Annotated in this window: 23 protein-coding genes and 1 pseudogene; 17 read left to right on the forward strand and 7 right to left on the reverse strand. The window is 46.3% G+C overall.

Going from position 1 to position 23,528, the window contains the following annotated elements; all coding sequences use genetic code 11:
* Positions 1-99 precede the first annotated feature (99 nt).
* The 3 genes from evgA to DSM2777_RS06310 are packed head-to-tail and all read left to right on the forward strand — an operon-like array spanning position 100 to position 4,313.
* The gene (evgA, locus tag DSM2777_RS06300) at positions 100-714 is read left to right on the forward strand and encodes an acid-sensing system DNA-binding response regulator EvgA (RefSeq protein WP_046459798.1); all 615 of its coding nucleotides are present in this window, start codon (positions 100-102) and stop codon (positions 712-714) included.
* A 4-nt stretch (positions 715-718) separates the two neighbouring features.
* Positions 719-1,213: a type 2 periplasmic-binding domain-containing protein gene (locus DSM2777_RS24400; protein ID WP_156088283.1), complete on the forward strand. Its 495-nt coding sequence runs from the start codon at positions 719-721 to the stop codon at positions 1,211-1,213.
* Positions 1,191-4,313: a response regulator gene (locus DSM2777_RS06310; protein WP_156088282.1), complete on the forward strand. Its 3,123-nt coding sequence runs from the start codon at positions 1,191-1,193 to the stop codon at positions 4,311-4,313. Before DSM2777_RS24400 ends, DSM2777_RS06310 begins: the two co-directional genes overlap by 23 nt.
* Positions 4,314-4,437: 124 nt before the next feature.
* On the opposite strand, the gene glsA is transcribed toward DSM2777_RS06310, so the two are convergent.
* The 4 genes from glsA to hha form a co-directional block, all read right to left on the reverse strand.
* On the reverse strand, positions 4,438-5,376 hold the full coding sequence (gene glsA / locus DSM2777_RS06315; protein WP_061553469.1) for a glutaminase A: 939 nt from the start codon (positions 5,374-5,376) through the stop codon (positions 4,438-4,440).
* Between the two features lie 103 nt (positions 5,377-5,479).
* Positions 5,480-7,027, reverse strand: a complete 1,548-nt coding sequence (gadC, locus tag DSM2777_RS06320; protein WP_061553470.1) for a glutamate/gamma-aminobutyrate antiporter — start codon at positions 7,025-7,027, stop codon at positions 5,480-5,482.
* A gap of 152 nt (positions 7,028-7,179) precedes the next feature.
* Positions 7,180-8,580 (reverse strand): glutamate decarboxylase, encoded by a 1,401-nt coding sequence (locus DSM2777_RS06325; protein WP_071889870.1) that lies wholly within the window; start codon positions 8,578-8,580, stop codon positions 7,180-7,182.
* Between the two features lie 230 nt (positions 8,581-8,810).
* Entirely contained in the window at positions 8,811-9,020 is a 210-nt protein-coding gene (hha, locus tag DSM2777_RS06330) for a hemolysin expression modulator Hha (RefSeq protein ID WP_046459786.1), read from the reverse strand.
* A 715-nt stretch (positions 9,021-9,735) separates the two neighbouring features.
* Between hha and DSM2777_RS06335 the strand changes: the two genes are divergently transcribed.
* From DSM2777_RS06335 to DSM2777_RS06350, 4 genes are all read left to right on the forward strand, one after another.
* Positions 9,736-10,050 carry an HdeA/HdeB family chaperone gene (locus tag DSM2777_RS06335; RefSeq protein ID WP_046459785.1) on the forward strand — a complete coding sequence of 105 codons (315 nt, stop codon included), beginning with the start codon at positions 9,736-9,738 and terminating at the stop codon, positions 10,048-10,050.
* Positions 10,051-10,263: 213 nt separating this feature from the next.
* Positions 10,264-11,724, forward strand: coding sequence for an NAD-dependent succinate-semialdehyde dehydrogenase (locus DSM2777_RS06340; protein WP_046459795.1), 1,461 nt, complete (start codon positions 10,264-10,266; stop codon positions 11,722-11,724).
* 256 nt (positions 11,725-11,980) lie between these two features.
* Positions 11,981-12,439 carry a ribonuclease domain-containing protein gene (locus tag DSM2777_RS06345; protein ID WP_061553471.1) on the forward strand — a complete coding sequence of 153 codons (459 nt, stop codon included), beginning with the start codon at positions 11,981-11,983 and terminating at the stop codon, positions 12,437-12,439.
* A gap of 5 nt (positions 12,440-12,444) precedes the next feature.
* Entirely contained in the window at positions 12,445-12,723 is a 279-nt protein-coding gene (locus tag DSM2777_RS06350) for a barstar family protein (protein WP_061553472.1), read from the forward strand.
* 87 nt (positions 12,724-12,810) lie between these two features.
* Here DSM2777_RS06350 and yjgA read toward each other — a convergent pair.
* A pseudogene (yjgA, locus tag DSM2777_RS06355) lies at positions 12,811-13,367 on the reverse strand (ribosome biogenesis factor YjgA).
* Between the two features lie 188 nt (positions 13,368-13,555).
* Between yjgA and pmbA the strand changes: the two are divergent.
* The 3 genes from pmbA (at position 13,556) to DSM2777_RS06370 (ending at position 16,424) form a co-directional block, all read left to right on the forward strand.
* Entirely contained in the window at positions 13,556-14,896 is a 1,341-nt protein-coding gene (gene pmbA, locus DSM2777_RS06360) for a metalloprotease PmbA (RefSeq protein ID WP_046459781.1), read from the forward strand.
* Positions 14,897-15,516: 620 nt separating this feature from the next.
* The gene (cybC, locus tag DSM2777_RS06365; RefSeq protein ID WP_046459780.1) at positions 15,517-15,909 is read left to right on the forward strand and encodes a cytochrome b562; all 393 of its coding nucleotides are present in this window, start codon (positions 15,517-15,519) and stop codon (positions 15,907-15,909) included.
* A 14-nt stretch (positions 15,910-15,923) separates the two neighbouring features.
* The gene (locus DSM2777_RS06370; protein WP_237087821.1) at positions 15,924-16,424 is read left to right on the forward strand and encodes a cytochrome b/b6 domain-containing protein; all 501 of its coding nucleotides are present in this window, start codon (positions 15,924-15,926) and stop codon (positions 16,422-16,424) included.
* Positions 16,425-16,485: 61 nt separating this feature from the next.
* Here DSM2777_RS06370 and DSM2777_RS06375 read toward each other — a convergent pair whose 3' ends face one another.
* Positions 16,486-17,577: a transglutaminase-like domain-containing protein gene (locus tag DSM2777_RS06375; protein WP_061553474.1), complete on the reverse strand. Its 1,092-nt coding sequence runs from the start codon at positions 17,575-17,577 to the stop codon at positions 16,486-16,488.
* Positions 17,578-17,734: 157 nt separating this feature from the next.
* A complete protein-coding gene (rnk, locus tag DSM2777_RS06380; RefSeq protein ID WP_046459777.1) occupies positions 17,735-18,145 on the reverse strand; it encodes a nucleoside diphosphate kinase regulator in 411 nt (136 codons plus the stop codon).
* Positions 18,146-18,575: 430 nt separating this feature from the next.
* Between rnk and DSM2777_RS06385 the strand changes: the two genes are divergently transcribed.
* From DSM2777_RS06385 to DSM2777_RS06415, 7 genes are all read left to right on the forward strand, one after another.
* The gene (locus tag DSM2777_RS06385) at positions 18,576-18,923 is read left to right on the forward strand and encodes a transcriptional regulator (protein ID WP_040047141.1); all 348 of its coding nucleotides are present in this window, start codon (positions 18,576-18,578) and stop codon (positions 18,921-18,923) included.
* 2 nt (positions 18,924-18,925) lie between these two features.
* Complete coding sequence (locus DSM2777_RS06390; protein ID WP_040047142.1) at positions 18,926-19,288, forward strand: glycine-rich SFCGS family protein; 363 nt, start codon at positions 18,926-18,928, stop codon at positions 19,286-19,288.
* A gap of 3 nt (positions 19,289-19,291) precedes the next feature.
* Complete coding sequence (locus tag DSM2777_RS06395; RefSeq protein ID WP_025801112.1) at positions 19,292-19,591, forward strand: DUF4312 family protein; 300 nt, start codon at positions 19,292-19,294, stop codon at positions 19,589-19,591.
* A gap of 172 nt (positions 19,592-19,763) precedes the next feature.
* Entirely contained in the window at positions 19,764-20,540 is a 777-nt protein-coding gene (locus DSM2777_RS06400; protein ID WP_025801113.1) for a DUF4311 domain-containing protein, read from the forward strand.
* An 18-nt stretch (positions 20,541-20,558) separates the two neighbouring features.
* Positions 20,559-21,206 carry a DUF4310 family protein gene (locus tag DSM2777_RS06405; protein WP_046459776.1) on the forward strand — a complete coding sequence of 216 codons (648 nt, stop codon included), beginning with the start codon at positions 20,559-20,561 and terminating at the stop codon, positions 21,204-21,206.
* 76 nt (positions 21,207-21,282) lie between these two features.
* Positions 21,283-22,416, forward strand: coding sequence for an amidohydrolase/deacetylase family metallohydrolase (locus tag DSM2777_RS06410; protein ID WP_061553475.1), 1,134 nt, complete (start codon positions 21,283-21,285; stop codon positions 22,414-22,416).
* Complete coding sequence (locus tag DSM2777_RS06415; RefSeq protein WP_061553476.1) at positions 22,406-23,518, forward strand: DgaE family pyridoxal phosphate-dependent ammonia lyase; 1,113 nt, start codon at positions 22,406-22,408, stop codon at positions 23,516-23,518. The genes DSM2777_RS06410 and DSM2777_RS06415 overlap by 11 nt, the downstream gene beginning before the upstream one ends.
* The last annotated feature ends 10 nt before the right edge of the window (positions 23,519-23,528 follow it).

The raw sequence follows: 23,528 nt of genomic DNA on the forward strand, positions 1-23,528 counted from the left end.
CCTTCGCCATTGCTGACATCGCTGTTGAGGTTTTCCGCTATATTTATCAATACAGTAAGATTTATTTTTGAGGTGGCAATGTTGAGTGAAAATAACAAGTTGAGCGCAATAATTATAGACGATCATCCTCTGGCAAGAGTGGCTATCAGAAATTTGCTGGAAAATGATGATATCAACGTCATTGCTGAATCTGGAGATGGTGCAGAAGCCTTACAGGTTATTAAAGAAATGCAGCCCGATATTGTCGTTGTTGATATCGATATCCCTGTGCTAAGCGGAATTGAAGTTGTCGAGAAGCTGAGAAAACAACAGAATAGCTGCATCATTGTGGTTGTTTCCGCTAAAAACGATCGCTTTTATGGCAAACGCAGCGCTGATGCTGGCGCAAATGCATTTGTGAGCAAGAAAAAGGGTATGTCTAATATTGTGGCGGCTGTAAAAGCGGCGCGAAATGGCTATAGCTATTTTCCTTTTTCACTGGATAGCTTTGTCGGTAAGTTAACGTCAGAACAAGAAAAATTAGACTCCTTATCAACACAAGAAATAAAAGTTATGCGCTATATTTTAAATGGCGTGGACAACATACACATTGCTTCTGAGATGAATATTAGCAGCAAAACGGTGAGCACTTACAAAAGTCGCCTAATGGAAAAACTGGAGTGTAAGTCACTGATGGAATTATTTAATTTATCAAATAGAAATAAAATTGGCTGACTTTATGCTACAACGTTTGATCGGGTTTATGCTGTGTATAATAGCAACACTATTCGTTGCTCAGGGGGCATTGGCGAGTAAGGAGCCGATAAGGCTTGAGATTTTTAGTAACAGTGGCCCGATGATCCCTAATCTCAAATTGAGCACTGCTGAGCAACTGTGGCTGGCGAAGAAAAAAACCTTAGTTGTTGCTGTCTACTCCCCTGAGTCACCTCCGTTAATGTTGGATAGTTCCTCCGGCCGTTTCTGTGGGATGAATGCTGAATATCTGTCTTTGTTGCAGAGAGCGTTGGGTATCAACGTTAAAATTGACCGCTATGACAGTGAAGAGTTAGCGCTAAATGCTGTCAAAGCAGGCAAAGCTGATCTAGTGCTGACTTCGCTTAGAACAAATTTTAATGCCGTGGCACCATTTATTGCATCTTTGCCCATGGTAAGCGCCTATCCTGCTTTAGTCACCACGCAAAAAAAATGTTATGCAACCGCTACATACGGATAGTCCGGTAACCATTGCTATTGCAGAGGGATATCCTAGCGAACAGTTTGTGAAAGCTTCATTCCCGAATGCAAAAATTGTTCACTATGAGACTGCATATCAGGGTCTTGCTTCGTTATATAACGAAAAAAGTAATTATTTCATTGGTAATAATCTTGCCAGTGGTACAAGTATCATGCGTGATTTCCATCAGTCATTAAGTATTATAAAATTCTGGCGTACTTCACCGATACATAATCAGTTTATCGCTCTAGATACGCAATCGCCTCTAATTCCTATTATTAATAATTTTTTAGCAGGATTGACAAATCCTATTACTAATCATATCTCTCAGCCGTGGCTAGAGAGTGGTAATCCTGCGCTTTTGACGAAACCTCTATCTCTAACCCCTCAGGAACAGCGTTGGTTAGAGAAACATCACAAACTCAAAGTATTAATTAATCCGTATTATGCGCCGTTTACACTCTTGGATGAGAATAATGAAATCAGAGGTGTGACAGGCGATATCCTCAATCTCATTCATTTGCAGACGGGGTTAGAGTTTGAAACGGTGACGGCTAACTCCAATACCGAAATGGTTGATAAAATGCTAAACGGTGATTGGAATATACTCCCTACGGCAACATATAGTCCTAGCCGTGAGGAGTTAATTTCATTCACTCATCCCATTATTACGACGCCTTTTGCTATCGTAGTGAGAGCTTCTTCTAGCAAAGCTGAGCTGTTGCCCGGTATGAAAGTAGCAGTGACTACTATGCATATACTTACGGAAAAATTGCCTACCAAATATCCAGGAATCAAGATTGTGCAGGTCGAAAATACCAGCATTGGACTCAATCTATTGGCTGAGGGAAAAGTTGATGCTGTCATATCAACACAGCTAACCGCCCGTTACATGATAGACCACTATTATCCAAATCAACTCAAATATGAGATCATGGCGGATGAAGCTCCGGCCTTAGTCAGCTTTGCTATCCCGCGTGGGGATCAAGAGTTAAAGCAGATATTGAATAAAGCGTTGGATAATATCCCGCCAAAATCGATATTATTTATTTCCTCAAAATGGGTTAAGCTACCTGATATAAAAATTGACACTTGGCATCTATATAACAAGCAATTTTATATTGTCATTACGTTGTCTATTTTTATTATTTTGAGCTTCTTATTATGGGGCGGATATCTATCACGAGAAGTACGCATGAGAAAACAGTCTCAGGCGGATTTAGAAAACCAGCTTAGCTTTAGAAAAACATTATCTAATTCGATTCCGATACCTGTTTATACTATTTCTCTCGATGGTCAGGTGCAAAGCTATAACAGCGCGTTTATGTCGTTTTTTTCAACGGACCAGAAAAATGTGACCGCTACATCTTTATTCGATAGTCGTAATCCACTGTCTGATATTTTCTCGGTTCTCAATCGAGATATTCAAAATGGTCTAATCCCGGATAAGGTTATTGAACACAGCATTATGCTGAATAATGGACGAGAAGATCGTCATATTATTCATTGGATTACGCTTTGTGTTATGCCATCCGATAATGTTCTGCCAACGCTAATCTGCGGATGGCAGGATGTGACGGAATCTCGACAGTTGCTCAGTGCATTACAAACTGAAAAAGATAAAGCGATTCAGGCTAATGAGGCGAAAAGTACCTTCTTAGCCAGCATGAGCCATGAAATTCGCACGCCAGTCAGTGCAGTGATGGGTTTCCTTGAATTATTGGCGCTACATAACCAAAGTCCTGAAGAAGATAAAGAGTCTATCTCGTTGGCCTACGCCACGGCTCAGTCATTGCTGGGGTTGATCGGCGATATTTTAGATATGAATAAAATCGAGTCTGGGAGTTTTGAGTTATCGCCAGAATGGGTCAATCTTGAGGTGCTGATTACGACGGTGATGAGAGGCTTCGAAGGCCTTGCCAAGCAGAAACAGCTAAAGCTCACCTTTGTTAATCGACTGATCAAAGGGGAATATTTACGCCTAGATCCTCAGGCTACTAAGCAATTGCTGTCTAACCTGTTGAGTAATGCCATAAAGTTCACTGAATATGGCGGTGTTGAAGTGAGTGCCGAGTCAATCGCCACGCGTTCGGGTCAAACGCAGCTTATATTACGTGTGACAGATACCGGTGCGGGCATTAGCCAAGAAGATCAGGAACGGCTCTTTAAACCATACAGTCAAACTGAAACCGGTAAACGGCAAACAGGCTCGGGGCTAGGACTGTTGATTTGCCGAGAGTTAGTGACGCGCATGAACGGAAAACTGGGTCTGCTGAGTCAGGTTGGGCAGGGGACAACGATGACGATCGATCTGGTAACGGCGGTATCTCATGAAGATATAATTAGTTCTGATGCCCTACAGCCAGCCGTGTATCCAGCCAAGAAACTTAGAATATTAATCGTTGACGATCATCCGGTGAACCGTCTGTTGTTGCGCCGCCAATTAGATACGCTGGGATATAAAGTAGATGAGGCGAGCGATGGAAATGTTGCACTGATATTGATAAATGAAAATAGCTATGACTTGGTAATAACGGATGTCAATATGCCGAATATGGATGGAGTGACTTTGACCCGTCATATTCGAAGCTTTGATAGTGATATCGTTATTTGGGGCTTAACCGCGAATGCGCAAACGCAGGAAAAAGAGCGGTGTCTTGCCACTGGTATGAATGCCTGTCTTTTTAAACCAATCAATTTGCAACAATTGGCCTCCGCATTGGCCTCGGTAGGAACAGTAAATATGACTTACCAGCTAGACGAGATTATTGATCTTGCGACACTAAAATCACTGGCGTTAAACGATCCAAAGTTAATGCAGCAGATGCTGGAACAATCTCAGCAAGAAAATAGTAATGATTTTTTAGCTGCTCAGGAGGCTAAAATAGCCGGTGATTGGATTGCATTTAAAATGCATATGCATCGTATTAATGGCACCGCTCAAATTCTTGGCGCAGAAAAATTACAGGAGTTAGCGGAAAAATTAGAGAACTATTCAGTTGTTCAGAGTGATGATTCAGCCATTGAGCATGGAATGAAGCTGCTTGAGGTTGAGCTAAATCGCTTAAGAGAAGCGATTAATAGTTTTTCACCGACATGATTGGTGTCTGCGTAAAATAAATGGCTCCATTAATTTTTGTCAAAATTGAGAGAGGATGGAGCCACCAAATTCATTTATCTGTTTCAATCGAGTTGTTCATCGGCAGAAACAGCAACGCTAGATCCTAGCGATTCTTATACAGGTTATAACCCAACTGCTGGGTGAAGGATGCTGTCATCTTTTGGCCTCGGACGCTGTTACCCATTGCATCAAGCGGTGGAGAGAATGCCGCAATTCCCATCACTCCCGGAACGACCGTAAGAATTCCGCCACCGACGCCACTCTTGGCGGGTAAGCCAACGGTATAAGCCCAATCGCCAGAGCTGCCATACATCCCTTCCATGGTCATTTCAGCAAGCAGGAAAGGAATATTTTCTGTGGTTAATACTTTTTTCTGGGTAATTGGATTTATACCGCCAGCGGCAAAGGTGGCCGCCATGGTCGCAAGCTCAACGGTATTAACTAATGTTGAGCACTGACGGGTATAAACATCGCAGGCTTCCATGGGATCACAGTACATAGCGTCCGCAGAATAAAGCAGCCACGCAATGGCTCTATTATGAAAGTTAGTGGTTTGCTCTGAGTGGTTGAGCTCTTCGCACAGGGAAATCGGCGCACCGGCGAGCTGTTGCTGAATATCTAGAATGCGCTCCCATCGGTGTTCGCTGCTACTTGCTTTCAGGAGACTAACGGTAGACATGGCACCCGCGTTAACCAATGGCGATAAGGGTTTTCCGTTATGTAATTCCAACGCAATCACTGAATTAAAGGGTAGCCCCGTCGGATCGGCTCCAATTTTGTTCTGTACCTCTGCTGGCCCTACGTCTTCGAGTGCTAAGGCAAGGGAACATACTTTAGAAATAGATTCTAACGCAAACCTGAAGTCAGAATCTCCCTGAGACAGAATATCGCCATCAACGGTGACAATAGCCATGGATGAGACGTTATTTGGGATGCTTGCTAAATAAGGAATATAGTTTGCGTTTTCCCCGCCCTCGAGTAGTGAGAATTGGGAATAGGCGTTCACTAATGCATCTTGTACATTATTTAGAATCATGGTCATAAAGTTAACCCTACTGTGAAATATTTTAATCTCTAAAGAGTAAGAAACGCCTAATGAATAATTAGGCGTTTCAGGGGACTCTTTTTTTGAGGAAAAATGCTAACTATTTACTATCAATTTTCTTTTCGCTGCCAACAACAAAATGATGTGTTGAACGTGCGCGTGGGTGCATGAAGAAATGCCCCTCTGGCGCGTTGTGAGACTTGATAGGTACGAGGGTCGCATTGGTTGTTTTCCCTTTCTTGGTATGTAGCGCATAAACGATGAAAGGTATGGACAATACAATCAGGAAACTAACAACCAACAGTTCAACGTAAACATCATTTGCCTCACCGCCTGGTAATGAACTTGGCGGGAAGAATGAAACAATGAAGGCAAGGATTGAAATTGCTAGCCCAACAACAGCAATCAGAATTTTGAAATTCTTGCCACCAGGGATATGGAAGGCACGCTTTTTCTCAGGCTGCTTACGGATTAATTGAATATAACCCAAGAACAACATGAAGTAGCTGCAAAGATAAATAACTACCGTCAGCGATAATGCGATAAGGAACGACATATTGCTGCCGCCACCGGTATTCGTCAAAATAGTTAACGCAATAGTCGTAATAGCCAATTGAGAAATAACTAAAGCAACGGGCACTCCATTCTTGTTCACTTTCGCAAAGCTTTTAGGAAGTACGCCCTTCTGTGCAGTGACAAACATTCCTCGTGATGGCCCTACGATCCAAGAGGCAACCTCAGCTAAAACACCCAGCATCAACAGTGCGGCAATGATACGAGTCGCCCATTCAAAGCCGGGTCCGTAATGTGAAATAAGCACGTTGAATGTCTGAACGACACCGCTAGACAAGTTAATGTCATTGTGTGGGATAACGGAAGCAACAGAAAGTCCGCCGATTGAGCTCAAGCAAATAGCGGCAACCATCAGCAGTATCATCGCAATAGGATAATCTCGGCCGGGGTTTTTCATTTCATTGACGTGCGTTGCTGACGCTTCTACGCCCATGTAGCTCAGAATAAAGGCAACGAATACGACCAATGTTCCAATTTGTGTGAAGTCAGGGAAGAACGTTGCGGTGCTCATTTCAATTTGTAATGGTGCGCCGCTCGCTAAGTAGCTAATGGCCAAAACAACCAGAATCAGCGCAGGCAGTAAAATACCCGCAAAGAAGCCGATTTTTGCGATACGCGCGGTATATTTTGTGCCGCTGAATTGGGTAATAGCTAATGCCCAGAGGATAATTAATCCAGCAATCGTTTTTGTTATCGGATCTTCATTGAGCGCCGGCCATTTTAGGATGAAGGATAAAGCACCTAAAATAAAATACAGCATCGGGATAAAGCCTACTGCAATTTGCAGATACCCAAATGAGATTGCGGCAAATCCCCACCGTTCACCGAGAGTCTTGGATACCCAAGTAAAAACACCGCCTTCTTCCCAGCCTTCAACCGTGGCCATCTCTGCGGCACACAGGCCAACGGGAATAAACCATAGAATACCGCCGAGCAGCAGAAAGAAGACTAAGCTAAACCCTGATGTTGCAAAGGTGGGATATTCATATACTGCCATAACCATTGATGCAGTTATGGCAAAGAAACCTAATAATGATAATTGGTTTGTTACCGGTGAGGCTTTTATATTCGCCATTGTTATTTCCTTCAAACAACAATTACCCTCTCTATCCCGCATGGAATATATTTGTGAAAGGGCAGCTGTTGTCTATTAAATATAGGGAGGCCTAGATCATTTCAATCTAATAAAGTTATTGATTAAATAATCCTAGGAAAAACCAATAGAATTTAACCGTGATTAAATCCACTGGCTTCTTTTTCCGATAGAGCATGGCTGACTGGATGTTTTTCGAAATAATCTAGTGCCCGCTTCATATCATCAATCAGTAGGCTACCGAGATCGCGGCTAACGCCATGTCGCACTAAAATGCGTTGAACCACGAGATCTTCACGCTCAGCAGGCATGGAATAGGCTGGTACCTGCCAACCACGACTGCGCAGTCTGTCAGCCAAGTCATACAAGGTATAGCCATTTGTTGCTGCGTTGTCTTTGAGCTTCCAAGCCAGTGCTGGGATGCCTTTTTCGCAATCGCCATCAAAGATCATTTCGAATGGGCCAAGTTTTTCAATTTCTTGTGCTAAATATTGAGCCGTTGAATAACGGGCATTGTGAATTTTGGCATAGCCTTCGCGGCCTAAGCGCAAGAAGTTGTAATACTGCGCAATAATTTGGCCGCCTGGGCGCGAGAAATTCAGCGCGAAGGTTGGCATGTCGCCACCCAGATAATTGACGTTGAAAATGAGTTCTTGAGGTAGGTCAGCCGCTTCACGCCAAATCACCCAGCCTGTCCCGAGTGGTGCAAGGCCGAATTTGTGGCCGGAAGCATTAATAGATTTTACGCGAGGTAAACGGAAATCCCACTCAAGATCCGGTGCACAGAATGGGGCTAAGAAACCGCCACTTGCGCCATCAATGTGCATTGGGATATCCAGACCTGTTTCTTTCTGTAGCTGATCGAGGGCGTCATGGACCTGCTTAACAGGCTCATATTGGCACGTGAAAGTGACGCCGAGCGTTGGCACTACGCCAATGGTATTTTCGTCGACGCGCTTAAGGACTTCTTCTGGGCTCATAATGAGACGATCGCCTTGCAGCGGAATTTCACGCAGCTCAACGTCAAAATAGCGAGCGAATTTATGCCAGCAAATCTGTACCGGGCCACAGATCAAGTTTGGCTTATCGGTTGATAGACCTAAGGCTGCACGCTTTTTACGCCATTGCCACTTAAGCGCTAATCCACCCAGCATGGCGGCTTCTGATGAACCAATCGTTGAACAGCCTAGCGTCGTTTCTGGTGATGGAGAGTTCCAAAGGTCGGCCAGCATATGAACACAGCGAGTTTCAATTTCGGCAGTTTGCGGATATTCATCTTTATCAATCATGTTTTTATCAATTGATAAATCCATCAGATCGCGAATTTCTTCATCAACCCATGTTTGGCAAAAAGTTGCCAAATTTTGACGAGAGTTTCCGTCTAACATTAATTCATCGCGCACAGCATTGAAAATATTACGCGGGTCATGCTCTTGGGTTGGGAATTTTGTTTTTGGTAATGAAGATGCTAATTCAATGGAAGCGTAAACATCGTCTAGTCCATCATTGCATTTCAGCGTTTGTTTATTATTCATTTATTACCTCTAAAAGTTTGATGTCATATTTAAGCTAGATACTAGATTCACTCTAGTTACATGATTAGACATTATTATTGCTCTCAGTTTTATCAACGAAGGTGCTCTTATTTTCACCATGAGAGTATTTCAATTAACAGTTTCAGACAGGTCTTCCGAAAATGAAATCATATTCCTACGTGTGTAGGATTCTGCTGTCGATTTATATCTTATATGCGAGAATTGTTTTTCTATCTTACAAAAGACCAGACGCTCGTCGGGATTTTATCGTAGAGTTTATTCATCGTTAGTTCAGCAAGTCGATGATCGGCCGCAGAGTAAAAAATGATAAGGTCGCTTTTGCTGAGTTTATAATTATTAACTTCAATGACTTTTTCTAGTGTGTCCTTACATGTACAACGGCGAAGCTGGAGTAGCCAATCTTGTTTTGTTTTCTTCATGCTAATGGGGCTCAAGTTTATTTCTTTAACTGTGCGGTGGTTTTTATAAAGTTAATTATTTTGTGAGGTGGATTTCTTTTAGTGTATATGTTTTGTAAAACACCTCAACGTCAGCGCGAAGCATTTTTTATTACCATTTAGCAATGGGCTATTCATAATGCTCTTTGTAGTGTCTTTTAAATTAACCTTTTGAATTAGATAGGTAATTGATGCTTTTTGTATACCGTGCTCACGGTCTGAATGTAGGGTGGATATGCACATAATACCGATAATAAAAATATATATAATCTTCACAAAATTCCTTTGCATTATTTAACAGGTTTATCATATACGTTAGCGCACAGCTCTATATAGTGATACGCATGTTTTGGCAACTGGCTACGATGAATTTATTTTTATTATAGGCTAATAAAGCATATTAACTTAAAGCAGGTTTATGTTTTTTATAATGTCTTAATGTTACTGTGGATATGGTAAGTTTTTGAGGTGTTACCGTCTATAGGGCAGGCACTAAAAATGCGTAGGTCATGGATTACAGGTGTCAGATAACTCATAAAGTATTATTTTGAAATTATATTCTCTTTATCTATTGTCGCGGTATTTAATTAATGGTTTATAAACTTTATATAAACAGAGTGTTTTATTTAATTGAGTTTGTAATTTTAGAATGTATTGTTCTTTTATCAACAACTCATCATTAATTACTAGAGGCTTTATGAAAAAATCAATCCTTGTCGCCACTCTCTCTGCTGCATTGTTTATTCCCCTGAGTGCAAGTTTTGCTGCTAATGTAGATATGACGCCTAAGAATATGAGCTGCAAAGAATTTCTCGATCTTAACCCTAAAGCTATGGCTCCGATAGCCTTCTTTATGCTTGATGATGTAACCGACTATAAAGGCGGTGATTCTGTTTCTTTGCGTGAATCAGCCGTTATTGCTGTGCCACCGATGGTCGAATTCTGTAAGAAGAACCAAGATAAAAAAGTTTATGAATTTAAAAATAACTTACAGAATTTAGTTGCGCACTAAGATTTAAACCTAAAGCCAAGTACTAAGATTTCTTAGGCTTGGCGAATAATAACGCTCCTTGATTAAAATGAGGGGCGTAGCTAGCACTTGTTAAAATTCATCGACTTCTTATCTCCACCTCAAAAATCTTCCTCTATACTCTTCGGTGTGCATTTTTTTTACCACTCACAGTGAATCTCATTTGTGAGCATCGCGGCGATTCTGGAGGCAGAAGTGAACCCATTACACGAAAAACTTAAGAAAAATGAATTCTTTAAAACCGGCTTCTTTGTTGCTGGTCAATGGCAGGACGCCTCGGATACCTATGAAGTCACTAACCCAGCAACGGGTGAAGTGGTAGCTAAAGTCGCCAATGCAGGGCAAAAAGAGACTCAGGCCGCAATTCGTGCCGCCAGCGAAGCGTTACCTGCATGGCGTAAAACGACGGCCAAGCAACGCTCTGAAATCCTACAGAATTGGTATCATCTGATTGTTGAAAATAAGCCATTTTTAGCCGAGCTGATGGTCGCAGAGCAGGGCAAGCCGCTGAAAGAAGCGCTGGGTGAAGTGGATTATGCCGCCAGTTTTATTCAATGGTTCGCTGAAGAAGCCAAGCGTGCCAACGGCGAGATCATCCCTCCTGTGAAGCCAGGATCGCGCATTTGGGCTACGCGTGAACCTGTTGGGGTAGTGGCGGCGATTACGCCGTGGAACTTCCCGTTAGCGATGTTAACCCGCAAATTAGGCCCTGCGCTTGCTGCGGGCTGTACCGGTTTGATTAAACCCGCCAATGAAACTCCGCTGTGTGCCTTTGCGTTGCTGGCGCTGGCGCAGAAAGCCGGTGTTCCAGATGGCGTGTTGAACGCAGTTTCGGGGGATACGCTAGCTATCAGTGACGTGATCATGGCCAGCAAAGACGTGCGTAAAATTTCGTTTACCGGCTCAACGGGCGTGGGTAAAACCTTGGTGCGTAATGCCGCTGAAACCATGAAAAAGGTGTCAATGGAGTTGGGTGGCAATGCGCCTTTCATCGTTTTTGAAGACGCTGATTTAGATGCCGCAATTAAAGGCGTGATGGCAAATAAATTCCGCAATGCGGGACAAGTGTGCGTATGCATCAACCGTATTTATCTTCACGACAGCATTTACGATACGTTTGTTAGCCGTTTGGCGGATGAAGTACGTAAGCTGAAAGTGGGCAACGGCATGGACGACGGCGTGAATGTTGGCCCGTTGGTGAGCGAGAAAGGCGTGGATAAAGTGGAACAACACGTCAAAGATGCCCTAGAAAACGGCGGGAAAGTGGTTGTAGGTGGTCAGCGCCATGCGCTGGGCGGCAATTTCTTCCAGCCAACGCTGATTGCTGAAGCTAACGAAGACATGCTGATGGCATCGGAAGAAACCTTCGGCCCGGTTGCTGCTTGCTACCGTTTCAAAACTGAAGATGAAGTGATCAAACGCGCCAACGATACGCCGTTTGGTTTAGCGGCTTATTTCTATACTCAGAATCTGTCGCGCGTGTTCCGCGTATCTGAATTATTGGAAAGTGGGATGATCGGCATTAACGAATGTTCGGTTTCAACGGAACTCGCGCCATTTGGCGGAGTGAAAGAGTCTGGCTTGGGCCGCGAAGGCTCCACGCTGGGTCTGGAAGAGTTTATGGAAGTGAAAACGTTGCACCTCGGTAACCTCTAAATCCTGACGGGCGAACTGCGTGTGTTTACGTATTTCGCCCTTATAAGACAAACTCTACGCTATTTTCCTATTTGTTCAGTCCATACCTACTGGTGTTTCCTTATTCTGCGATTATGATAAGTACGAGGGCTGGTTGTTCAGTTCTGCGTAATCACGTGGATGGCGCGGCCTAAAATAAAAATGTGGGTTTCATCTGTGCTTCATTTTTCGCAATTATTTTAGTTAGATCCTTTATGCAATGGTTGGGTGAGGATGTATGGCAAAGCGTTTATGGACAGGATTACTGATTATTCTGGCATTGAGCGGGGTGGCATTTCTTAATAGTCAGGCCGCCAATAGTAGTAGCAGCAATGAAGGGCAATCAGTCTCGACGTCAGAAGATATTGAGCAGCTTACCAAGCAGGATCGTGTTATCAGCTACTTACGCGAACATCAACGGCTGCCTAGTTTTTACATTACGAAAAAACAGGCGAGGGCGGAAGGATGGGAACCTAGCGCGGGGAATTTATGCAGCGTACTTCCTGGCAAAGCGATTGGCGGCGATCGTTTTTCGAATCGTGAAAAACGCTTACCTCAAAAAGCTAAGCGAGTGTGGCGAGAAGCTGATATCAATTACCGCTGCGGGCGTCGGCAGGCCGATCGGTTGATCTACTCTAATGATGGGCTGATTTATATAACGCGAGATCACCATCGCAACTTTACTAAAATGGAGTGATCAGCATGAATAAAGTTAAGTTTGATTTTAGTCATATTGCCGATCTTCCGGCATTTTATCGCCAGTTTAGCCAAACATTTTCTCTGGATAGTGAGTTTGGCAACAATCTTGATGCGCTCTGGGATGTGGTGACGGCGGGCATCAAATTGCCGGTAGAGATTGAGTTTATCAATTTTAATGGGCATAAAAAACGTCGCTTTGCCGCACTGGTTCTGCTTTTTGAAGAAGCTGAAGAGGAGCTGGAAGGGGCACTACGTTTTAATACGACAGAGAAAGCTCTTTAGAACCGCATACACATTGTTGGCGGCTGCAACAGTGCATCCTTCAAGCGGCTATCCGCTTGGCTGAAAGATGCACTGGCAGGGGCGCCATTACTCGCTTTCTTCAGACAGTTCGCGCAGGTATTGGAAAATCTGGCGGGCTGACTTAGGCGGCTTGTTAGTCGCTTTTTCTTTCTTCGCATTGCGGATCAGCGAACGTAGCTGCTGACGATCGGCCTGCGGATAGAGATCCAACACAATCGAAATCGCTTCATCACCTTCATCAATCAAACGGTCACGAATTTGTTCCAGTTTATGGAACAGAGCAACCTGCTGGTTGTGACGGTTGTTGAGTTTATCAAGCGCAGTTTGGATTGGCTCTGGATCGCGTTGACGCAGCATTTTACCAATCAGCTGTAGCTGACGGCGGCGGCCTTCTTTTTGATGCGCTGTGCCAGCTCAACGGCGGCACGCAGATCGGCATCCAGCGGGATTTTATCCAGCGCGTTTTTGCCGAGATCAACCAGCTCTGCGCCAAGATCTTTCAGGGCTTCCGCATCGCGTTTAATCTCGCTTTTGCTGACCCAGATGATCTCGTCGTCTTCGTCTTTATCAATGTCGTTTTCGGGTACTTCGTCTAACCAGTCTTCGTCTGGATGCTTCTGCATATCTGATTCCTTAAAAAAAGACGCTAATCCTATCAGGTTGTAGCGATTGTGCGAAATTGATCTCAGTTCCTGATAAACTCAGAACTAGCTAAGCTTTAGAAACAGGCACGTTAAGGTGCCTATCATAACGGCCTACGGCGATGATTGCGCCGGTGGTTTAATCCATTTCTGATAATTATGGCAGATTGATGAAAGTAATCACTCAGGTTGCAGAACAACGCAAGACGCTGGAAAACGCGGTTGCACAGGCGTTGGAACTGGCTAAAGTCGGCGCCGATGCCGCCGAAGTGGCCGTCACCAAAACCACCGGTATCAGTATTAGCACCCGTTTTGGCGAAGTTGAAAATGTTGAATTTAATAGCGATGGTGCCTTAGGTATCACCGTTTATCACCAGCAACGTAAGGGCAGCGCGTCGTCGACTGACCTGAGCCCTGATGCAATTGCCCGCACCGTGCAGGCCGCGCTGGATATTGCGCGTTATACCTCTCCCGATCCGTTTGCTGGCCCCGCAGATAAAGAGCTGCTGGCGTTTGATGCGCCGGATCTTGACCTGTTCCATCCGGCAGAGCTGGATGCGGAGCGCGGTATTGAATTAGCTGCGCGTGCCGAGCAAGCTTCTTTGAAGTTTGATCCGCGTATTACTAATACTGAAGGCGGCAGCTTTAACAGCCACTATGGCATCAAAGTTTTTGGTAACAGCCACGGTATGCTGCAAAGCTATAGCTCCAGCCGTCACTCGTTGTCTAGCTGCGTAATCGCCGAGCATGAAGGTGATATGGAGCGTGATTATGCGTACACCATTGCGCGTGATATTAACGAGCTGAAAACGCCTGAGTGGGTCGGTGAGGAGTGCGCTCGCCGTACACTTTCACGCTTAGCGCCACGTCGCTTGCCGACCATGGAAGCGCCGATTATGTTTGCAGCAGAAGTGGCGACGGGGCTATTTGGTCACCTCGTGGGCGCAATTAGCGGCAGCAGCGTTTATCGTAAATCAACCTTCTTACTGGATAGCCTTGGCAAACAGATCCTGCCTGAATGGCTGACCATCAATGAACAGCCGCATCTGCTGAAAGGCATGGCCTCTACGCCGTTTGACAGCGAAGGTGTGCGCACCGTGGAACGCAATATTGTCGAAAATGGTGTGTTACAGACTTGGCTGATGACCAGCTATTCGGCGCGTAAGCTGGGTATGCAAAGCACTGGGCACGCGGGTGGTATTCATAACTGGCGTATCGCAGGTCAAGGCTTGGGCTTTGAGGATATGCTGAAGAAAATGGGCACCGGCTTCTTAGTGACCGAGCTGATGGGCCAAGGCGTGAGCGGCGTAACCGGCGATTATTCTCGCGGAGCGGCGGGTTTCTGGGTTGAGAATGGCGAAATCCAGTATCCAGTTAGCGAAGTGACGATTGCCGGTAACCTGAAAGATATGTGGTCGAATTTGGTCACTATGGGTGATGACATCGAGCTGCGCAGTAATATCCAGTGCGGTTCAGCGCTGCTGGAAGCGATGAAGATCGCGGGGGAATAGGGCTTAGGAGCGATACAGAATTTATTGTATTGATGATAGGTTTCGAACGCTAGTTAGCAAATGTATTTCCATTTAAGTGCTGACGTAAGCGTCCGAGAAAAGGTTGCTAGCGCGCAACCTCTTCACTCTCGCGCTTTTTCCTGAGTTGTTTGGCCGACCGGCTTCGGAGCGTGCATCCCTGCACGCCCTCAACCTTTCGCCATCATCCCTGATGGCGAATCTAAAATGTGCTTCATGGAACACTAAAAATACAAAACCGGTTATTTTTGTTTTTAAAGGTTAAGTCATGGTAGTTCGAGCAACGTCGACAGGATGTCGACGTTAGGTTTGGGGCCACCAGGGACGGTGGATACCAAACCGGAGCGGAGATGGCATCACTGGTAAAAGCGCGCGGGTGTTGGGTGCGCGCGCTGGCGCACCCGACTCGGACGCCTTCTGACCAAGTCATATATGAAAGCCGTTACTGATAGGCGGTCGAAACCTTTCTCAAAATCTTCAAATTACGCACAATTACCCCGTCAATAAACGTAAATTCCTCTTTCATATCTTGCACATCCCGCCCCTACTCTCTATGTTGATAAACGTGAGTAAATGTTATCAATAAGTAAGGATAAAATAAGATGCGTAAAACACTACTGATGTTGGCAAGTGCAGCAATGTTGATGGGGAGTTCTTTGGCCTATGCAGCCGGAGAAGACGTGGGCGATGCAATGGATACCATCGCCAGCAACTATAAAACTGCGTTAAAGACCGATAACCCGCAAGAGTTTAAGAAAGCGCTGGAAGGTATGAAGGCAGGGGCTCAAGAGGCACAAAAAGGCACTCCGCCCAAGCTGGAAAAAGAGCCTGCTGATGGTGCGAAAATGACTGATTTTCGTCATGGATTAGATATTCTCATCGGCCAAATCAATGATGCTGAGAAACTCGCGGATGCTGGGCAGTTTGAGCAGGCTAAAGCCGCCGCTGAGAAATTTAAAGACACGCGAAACGCTTACCATAAGAAGTATAAGTAATTATGGTGCGGGGGATGCGTTGGGACATTGTGGTGCGCGTCACTCATTGGGGCGTCGCGTTGGGCTTTTTGCTTAACCGTCTGCATGTCACCAAACCGGGCAGTGATTGGCATCAGGGGATTGGGCTTGCCGTGGCAGGTCTGGTGATCCTGCGCCTGTTGTGGGGGCTGACGTTTGCTAAAGGCCCTGCGCGTTTGTCGGCGATCGTTCCAACGCCCTCATCTCTGAAGAACCATTTTCGCGAGCTGAAAACGCGAACTTCCCCTGCGGAGCTACACCATAATCCGCTAGGCGCGATTGGTATTTGGCTGTTCTGGATTTTGTTGCCGCTAGTGGCACTCACCGGCTGGGCACAAGATACGGATTTCATCGATCTTTATCCGGTCGATGATTGGCATTATTGGTTAGTGAACACGGTCACGGCGCTGGTTTGTGTACATATTGTGGCAGTGATTGCGATGTCGATTTGGCTGCGTAAAGACTTGGTGCGTGCGATGTTGCCGGGTAAGCGATGAGCGATTCGGTAAACGACCAACCCTCTCTTCGTGTGAGGAAAGGGTTGGCGTAGCGCGATGATTAAAGTTTCACGCTATTAATCGAGTATTTAAATGTGTCTGGTTTCAAACTATCCAGTTTTTTATCCCCGACCTGCGCTTGTGGATACATCAGGTAAGCCGCCTGATCTTGGGCGCCTGGCAGTTTGAGATCGTGGGCATGATTGTAGGCCATCCAGTTCATCTCCCATCCGCCAAACATCCAGTCGTTGGCTTTTTGTACCTTAGGATCGCTAAACGGTAGGCCACCGGCTTGTTCTTCCAACATCATTTTACGTACATCCGCAGGATCGACAGGGATCCAACCGTAACCTTCCATATAAAACTCTGCGCGGCAGTGCTGGGCTTTGGTGATATCGCCATCTTTGCCTAGGCTGTTAAAGCCCATGTCAGATTTACCCAAACGCACACCATAGGCATCGCGAGCAGGAATACCAACCGAGCGCGCAAGCGCGACAAACAGCGCATTGATGTCGGCACATTTGCCGGAAAGATTACCGCTGTCGAGCATTTGCTTAACGTTGCCGTCGCCGCAGCCCAGCGTTTTGGGATCTCGTTGCGTATTGGCCACGACCCAGTCATAGATCATTTTGGCGCGATCGATGTTGTTGTCACCGCGTCCTTGAATGATTTTGTTGGCTGTTTTAGCCACGATGCCGTCGGTAGGTAAAAAGCGTGTTGGCTGCAAATAGAGCGCCATTTCTTCTGCTGTGAGCTTAACGGGATTGGCCGGAGGCGTTTTAAGATCGATATGGCGGTTACGCGTGCTCACGCTTTGCGTCATGGTCACGCTATGTTGGTTGGCGGTGGTAGGCCAAGTGACATGTAGCACCAGCGTATTGTATGGCTTTATCAGCATCAGTTTGGCTTTGCCATCGTCTGACACTTTCCAGTGCGGTGTTTGAGCGCGTTGATAGTCGCCTAAGCGAGTTGCGGGCAATGGCAGCCACAGCTGTACCGCTTCGTTGGTTGCCGGAACATCAACCTGCGTTGTAACGCGATAGTGGTTCCAATCTTTGGTTTCATTCGCTGCGTTAGCGGGGTTAACGCCCATAAGAGCCGAGGCAATGAAAGGAACGGCAGCGCTGAGGCGGAGAAAACGACGTCTGTTCATGAATTTCCCAAGTTTAAGTTGTTGGAAAAGGAAGCCAGCAAGTTTGCTGTGGCTTCCCGATTTTCATCCGCCGTTTCTGTTTGCCTGAAGCCAACCGCTAACCCAGCGAGGTGAGGGAGATATTTTACCCGTTAAACATGGTTACGAAGGGTGATGATTAACGATGATACTCACCGGCCGCTTCGGGCTGGTACTGTAATTCCAATACTTCGATATGGGTTTTCTGGCCGTTCGGTAGTTCCCATGTAATAGCATCGCCCACGCGCAAGCCGAGTAATGCAGCGCCAATAGGTGCCATGACGGACAACTGAGTTGCGCTGTCTTTCAGGCTCGCAGGATAAACCAACGTGCGCACGTGTTCTTCTTTGGAAGAGAGGTCGCGGAATTTAACCCGGCTGTTCATGGTCACCACGTCAGCAGGCATGTTTTCAGGGCTTAGCATTTCAGCGCGATCGAGCTCATTGTTTAATGCTTCAGCGACCGGCAGGCTGGCGAAAGCAGGCTGCTCAAGCAGCGTGTCTAAGCGGGCAGCATCGAGTTCGTTCAGAATAATGGCTGGTCGTGACATAGTTCTCTCCATGTAAGGTAGACAGGAGGCTTTCCTGTTCTGGTTGTCTTGTGTCAAAAGAAAACCCTCGCGCCCGTAAGCGCAAGGGTTCAGAGTTCTTCTAAATTTCTATAACGTGATAATAGATAGCTTGTCAGATTTTTAAAAGTGAGCTGTATCACGAATCGGACAGTCTATATCCGACGCATCGATAGTATCAAAATCTCTCTGGGTTTATAACCACCCAACTGTTTTTTCCTGATAAATCAGGGAATAAAATATTTTCCACTGCCGAACTTTAAACGAAATTTGAACTGGAAATGGTTTTTGGCATTAATTTCCAGTTTGAATTGGAAAAAGACCCTCTGCTCACTTTTATTTATCCGCTGTAGGGTACAAACATCAACAGAGATAACGCTCCGGTTGAAATGAATAATAGGGGAGAGAAGGCGTGGCAGAACAACAACTCTCAGTGGATGAGAAAATAGTAGAATCAGAAACGAATACGACGCTTGAAAAAGTTGTCAGCCTGCTTACGGATAAAGGTATTTATCCTAATGACGTGCAAAAGCAGATGTTATTTTCGCACGTTAAAGCCATGGTGTTACGTTCTCATACGGGTGAAGCATTACCTGAAGTCGATATTTCTCTCTTCGATGAAATTTCGCCTTTATCTCTAAATTTAGCAGAGCAGGTTGTTAGTTGGTTTAATAATCTAGCTTATGAAGAAGCGCATTTATTATCTGTCCACTTTGAAGTGGCCAAAGAAAATGAATTAAGTTGTGTAACGGGAGAATAATCATGACTGCAATTAAGGTGGTAATCGGTGATCGTCTGGGTAAAGGTCAGAAAGTTGGACAGGGTGTCGAAGCTGCTGGCGGTGTTGCGGTTGTCATCCCAGGGGTTGCGGCTGATATGAAGCTGGGTGACGTAATGAAGAAAGAAGAGGCCAATCTGGGGATCTCTTTCTGCGGCAGCGGCGGCGCTGGTGCAATTACGGCTCAAACTAAGCATGGCTATAAAGCAAAATACGGTATGCGTTCGGTTGAAGAAGGCGTAACCGCAATTAACGAAGGCTATAACGTGCTGGGTTTTGGCTTTATGGATAAAGAAGAGTTAGGCCAGAGATTAGTTGAAGCGTATGCCAAAAAGTACGGTTGCTAATTTATGAAAGAAAATATCACGACGACGGTAACCGTCAGTGGTAAAAGTGATACCAAGCAAAAAGCTTTTGCCGCCGCTTTAAGTAGCGTTCAGGGTGCATTACTGCGGGAGTCCAAAAAAGTATTCCTGAGAATTGAACCAGTCGATATTAAAGTTATAAAGGCAGAAGAGAAAATAACGACCGAAAAGTTTCTTTTCTTTTTCTTGCCAAGAAAGAAATATCTCTATTCTGTAACCATTGACGTTACGGTGAATATGACGACGGTCGATACCGATAAGATTGATTTTAAATTAATGCCCTAAATACTTGGCTCTGAGCCAAATATAACAGGGGTATAACCACTCCAGTGTATTATCACAATAGGAGAATATTAATTATTTAATGTTCTCCTGTACTCCATCGTTTTCAGTTCGTCGTGCTCAAAAGCGGCAGTTTGAAAGGCGAAGGGTATATAACATTATAAGGAATATGCTGATGTTTCTAATTATCCTCCTGAAGTCGATTATTATCGGCGGATTGGTTGGCGTGGGGGTTGGCGCAGGGGCTGCGCGTATGTTCCATGCGCCCACGGTTCAGGGTATGGGGGCGTTCCGTACTTTAGGTGAGCTGAACTCCTGCGAAGGCGATCCGGCTTCCCACTTCTCTTTTGGCCTGGGCTTCTTCTTTAACGCCTGGGCATCTTCCGTTGCCGCCGGTGCATTCACGCAGGACGTCGATCACCGCATCATCCCTAACTGGGGTGCTGCCGTATTGCTGATGAAAAACCGCGACTTAGCTACGACCATGCACGATCCTAAAAAGATGGCGATTGCCTGCGGCATCATCGGTGTGATCGTGGTTGCCTTCCTGAATTCCACGGCTTCAGCGGTCCCCGCCGCGTTGCAAATCACCGCCGTTAAAGTGTTGGTGCCTGCGGCGAACCTGCTGGTGAATACCGTGATGCCGGTGATTTTCTGGTTAGCCGCCATCGATGCAGGGCGTCGCTCTGGCTTCTGGGCCACGATTTTCGGTGGTTTGGCGCAGCTTATCATGGGGAACGCCGTGCCGGGGTTGGTATTGGGCATCCTGATTGGTAAAGGCGTGGAAGAGAGCGGTTGGAACAAGGTCACTAAGATTATGATGGCGGTTATCGTGCTGCTGTTTGTGCTGAGCGGGTTCTTCCGTGGTTTCGACATGAAAATGCTGGAGTCCTTCCATCTTGGTGTGCCGTTCTGGTTAGACCAAATCCACAATACCCTTAGCGGCAAATAATCAGGCGGAGTGCAGATAATGGACGAGAAATTAAAGAATAACTTCTGGTACGCCGACTGGTCATTCCCGATCTTTGTTGGTTTGCTCTCTGCCGGTGTGTTCGCCGGTACACATATGTACTACCTGTATGGCATCGGCGCATTTAACGAAGTGGCGTTTGTTTCTATGCTGCGTGCGGGTATCGATACGGGTTCTTACGGTGCGGTCGCGGCATTCGGGGCGAGCTTCCTGTTTGCTCGTATTATCGAAGGTTCTCTGGTGGGGATTTTGGATATTGGCGGTGCTATTCAAACCGGCGTTGGTTTAGGGGTTCCTGCACTGTTACTCGGGGCTGGCTTTGTTTATCCGGTAGAGAACTTTGGCGCTTCGCTGGTAACCGGCTTGGCGATTGGTTTAGCTATTGGCTATCTGATTATTCTGGCGCGTAAATTTACCATCAATCAGAGCAACTCAACCTACGGTGCTGACGTGATGATGGGCGCGGGGAATGCTTCCGGTCGCTTCTTGGGGCCGTTGATTATTCTGTCTGCGATTACCGCGTCGATTCCTATCGGTATCGGCTCACTGATTGGCGCTCTGCTGTTCTATCTCTGGCAGAAACCGATCACCGGTGGTGCAATTCTGGGTGCCATGATTTTTGGCTCAATTTTCCCAGTCGCGATTTAACCATTCAAATCTCCTCAATGCCCGCGCCACGGCGCGGGACATTCTTCACCTGAACTAAGAAGTAAGAAGGTGTGCGATGTACGATTTAATCATTAAACAGGGAAAATGTGCCGACGGCAGCGTAGTGGATATTGCTGTCAAAGAGGGAAAAATCGCGGCGCTAGGCTCGTTGGAGCATAATGCGACGGCAGCGAGAACAATCGACCTGCAAGGCCGATATTTCCTCAGTGCAGGCTGGATTGATTCCCATACCCATTGTTATCCCTCCTCTCCCATTTATAACGACGAACCCGATCTGGTGGGTGTTTCCAGCGGCGTGACCTCCGTTGTCGATGCGGGAAGCACCGGTGCTGATGACATCGACGAGTTTTATCGCCTAACCCGTAGTGCTAAAACCAACGTGTTTGCGTTTCTGAATATCTCCCGCATTGGCCTGCTGCGCCAAAATGAGCTGGGAGATATGAATGATATTGATGATGCGCTGGCGCATAAGGCGATTCGGGCGCATCAAGGCTTTGTAGTCGGTATTAAGGCGCGAATGAGCAGCAGCGTGGTGCAGCAAAACGGGATCCAACCGCTGGTTCGCGCCAAAGAAATTCAGGCCAACAACGGCGGTTTACCGCTAATGGTGCACATCGGTAACAATCCACCAAACCTCGATGACATTGCTGATTTACTGACTCAGGGTGACATCATTACCCACTGCTATAACGGCAAACCGAACCGCATTCTGACCCCAGAAGGGGAGCTACGCAGCGCCGTGAAGCGTGCGTTGGATCGCGGTGTTTTACTCGATGTGGGACACGGTAGCGCCAGCTTTAGTTTTGATGTGGCTGAAGTGGCTATCGCGCAGGGGATTTACCCGCACACCATTAGCTCTGATATCTACTGTAAAAATCGTATTAAGGGACCGGTTTATAGCTTGGCCTATGTGATGTCTAAATTCCTGCTGGTCGGACTCTCGTTGCCACAAATTATCAACTGCGTCACCGCTAATGCCGCTCAGGCGCTGCGTTTGCCAAATAAAGGCCGCTTAGCCGTGGGCTGCGACGCTGACTTTACAATCTTTGATGTGGTTGAACAGGCGCAGGTTTTTGCAGACTCAGAACAACAAAGCAGGAGCGGGCAAACCCTGATCCTGCCGCTGGCCGCCATTGTGGCAGGGCAGCCAATGCTTACTCAGGATGGAGAATCCAGAAATGTCTTCTAATCAGTCTATCTACCAGAAATATAACCTGAAAACGGTGATCAATACTTCAGGCCGTATGACCATTTTGGGCGTGTCGACGCCGCGCGAAGACGTGGTCGAAGCCGTCAATTTTGGCCTGAATCACTATTTTGAAGTCAAAGATTTGGTGAATAAAACCGGCCGCTATATTGCTGATTTGCTTGGCGTAGAAGATGCGGTCGTGGTGTCTTGCGCTTCTGCGGGGATCGCCCAGTCGGTAGCCGCGGTAATCGTTAAAGATAATCTGTACCGCTTGGAAAACCTGCATGCGCATCCGCATGATGTTCCCAGCGAAATTGTGGTGCCAAAGGGCCATAACGTGAACTTTGGTGCGCCGGTGGGCACCATGGTGCAATTGGGCGGTGGTACGCTGCGCGAGGCGGGATATGCCAACGAATGCTCTCCAGCACAGCTGGCTGCGGCGATTACGCCAAATACGGCCGCCATTCTGTATATCAAATCCCATCACTGTGTGCAGAAAAGCATGCTGAATGTGGCACAGGCCGCTGAAGTCGCGAAAGCGCATCAACTGCCGCTTATTGTTGATGCGGCGGCTGAAGAGGATTTGCAGTGCTATTACCACATGGGCGCCGATCTGGTGATTTATAGCGGCGCTAAGGCGATTGAAGGCCCAACCAGTGGTTTGGTGATTGGTAAGCAGCAGTATGTTGAGTGGGTGAAGCTTCAGTCCAATGGGATTGGGCGCGCGATGAAAGTGGGTAAAGAGGGCATTCTTGGCCTGACTCAGGCTATCGCCAGCTATATGACGCTTGAAAAAGAGAGCGGCCAGCAGATGGTCGAAAAAATGACGGCGTTTATCGAGAACCTGAACTCACTTAACGGCGTACAGGCCAAAGTCGTTTGGGACAGCGCGGGTCGAGATATTGCTCGTACTGAAATCACGTTCGATCATGCGGCGCTGGGGATCAGCACGCAGGAGATCGTTGACCGTTTGAAGAACGGCGATCCCGCGATTTATTTCCGTGGCTATAAGGCTAACGAAGGAAAAATCGAAGTGGATGTGCGTAGCGTTAGCGCCGAGCAGCTGCATACCGTTTACCAGTGTATTAAAGCATTGTTCTAATTAAGGGAGT

Origin of the sequence: Obesumbacterium proteus (assembly GCF_001586165.1) — a bacterium.
In the GTDB taxonomy this organism is placed as follows: Bacteria; Pseudomonadota; Gammaproteobacteria; order Enterobacterales; family Enterobacteriaceae; genus Hafnia; species Hafnia protea.

Excerpts from the sequence above, each read along its gene's own strand:
- DSM2777_RS24400 (WP_156088283.1), top strand. The coding sequence starts at position 719 with ATGCTACAACGTTTGATCGGGTTTATGCTGTGTATAATAGCAACACTA.
- DSM2777_RS06310 (WP_156088282.1), top strand. The coding sequence starts at position 1,191 with ATGCAACCGCTACATACGGATAGTCCGGTAACCATTGCTATTGCAGAG.
- glsA (WP_061553469.1), bottom strand. The coding sequence starts at position 5,376 with ATGACCATGATTCTAAATAATGTACAAGATGCATTAGTGAACGCCTAT.
- gadC (WP_061553470.1), bottom strand. The coding sequence starts at position 7,027 with ATGGCGAATATAAAAGCCTCACCGGTAACAAACCAATTATCATTATTA.
- DSM2777_RS06325 (WP_071889870.1), bottom strand. The coding sequence starts at position 8,580 with ATGAATAATAAACAAACGCTGAAATGCAATGATGGACTAGACGATGTT.
- hha (WP_046459786.1), bottom strand. The coding sequence starts at position 9,020 with ATGAAGAAAACAAAACAAGATTGGCTACTCCAGCTTCGCCGTTGTACA.
- DSM2777_RS06335 (WP_046459785.1), top strand. The coding sequence starts at position 9,736 with ATGAAAAAATCAATCCTTGTCGCCACTCTCTCTGCTGCATTGTTTATT.
- DSM2777_RS06345 (WP_061553471.1), top strand. The coding sequence starts at position 11,981 with ATGGCAAAGCGTTTATGGACAGGATTACTGATTATTCTGGCATTGAGC.
- DSM2777_RS06350 (WP_061553472.1), top strand. The coding sequence starts at position 12,445 with ATGAATAAAGTTAAGTTTGATTTTAGTCATATTGCCGATCTTCCGGCA.
- pmbA (WP_046459781.1), top strand. The coding sequence starts at position 13,556 with ATGAAAGTAATCACTCAGGTTGCAGAACAACGCAAGACGCTGGAAAAC.
- cybC (WP_046459780.1), top strand. The coding sequence starts at position 15,517 with ATGCGTAAAACACTACTGATGTTGGCAAGTGCAGCAATGTTGATGGGG.
- DSM2777_RS06370 (WP_237087821.1), top strand. The coding sequence starts at position 15,924 with ATGCGTTGGGACATTGTGGTGCGCGTCACTCATTGGGGCGTCGCGTTG.
- DSM2777_RS06375 (WP_061553474.1), bottom strand. The coding sequence starts at position 17,577 with ATGAACAGACGTCGTTTTCTCCGCCTCAGCGCTGCCGTTCCTTTCATT.
- rnk (WP_046459777.1), bottom strand. The coding sequence starts at position 18,145 with ATGTCACGACCAGCCATTATTCTGAACGAACTCGATGCTGCCCGCTTA.
- DSM2777_RS06390 (WP_040047142.1), top strand. The coding sequence starts at position 18,926 with ATGACTGCAATTAAGGTGGTAATCGGTGATCGTCTGGGTAAAGGTCAG.
- DSM2777_RS06395 (WP_025801112.1), top strand. The coding sequence starts at position 19,292 with ATGAAAGAAAATATCACGACGACGGTAACCGTCAGTGGTAAAAGTGAT.
- DSM2777_RS06400 (WP_025801113.1), top strand. The coding sequence starts at position 19,764 with ATGTTTCTAATTATCCTCCTGAAGTCGATTATTATCGGCGGATTGGTT.
- DSM2777_RS06405 (WP_046459776.1), top strand. The coding sequence starts at position 20,559 with ATGGACGAGAAATTAAAGAATAACTTCTGGTACGCCGACTGGTCATTC.
- DSM2777_RS06410 (WP_061553475.1), top strand. The coding sequence starts at position 21,283 with ATGTACGATTTAATCATTAAACAGGGAAAATGTGCCGACGGCAGCGTA.
- DSM2777_RS06415 (WP_061553476.1), top strand. The coding sequence starts at position 22,406 with ATGTCTTCTAATCAGTCTATCTACCAGAAATATAACCTGAAAACGGTG.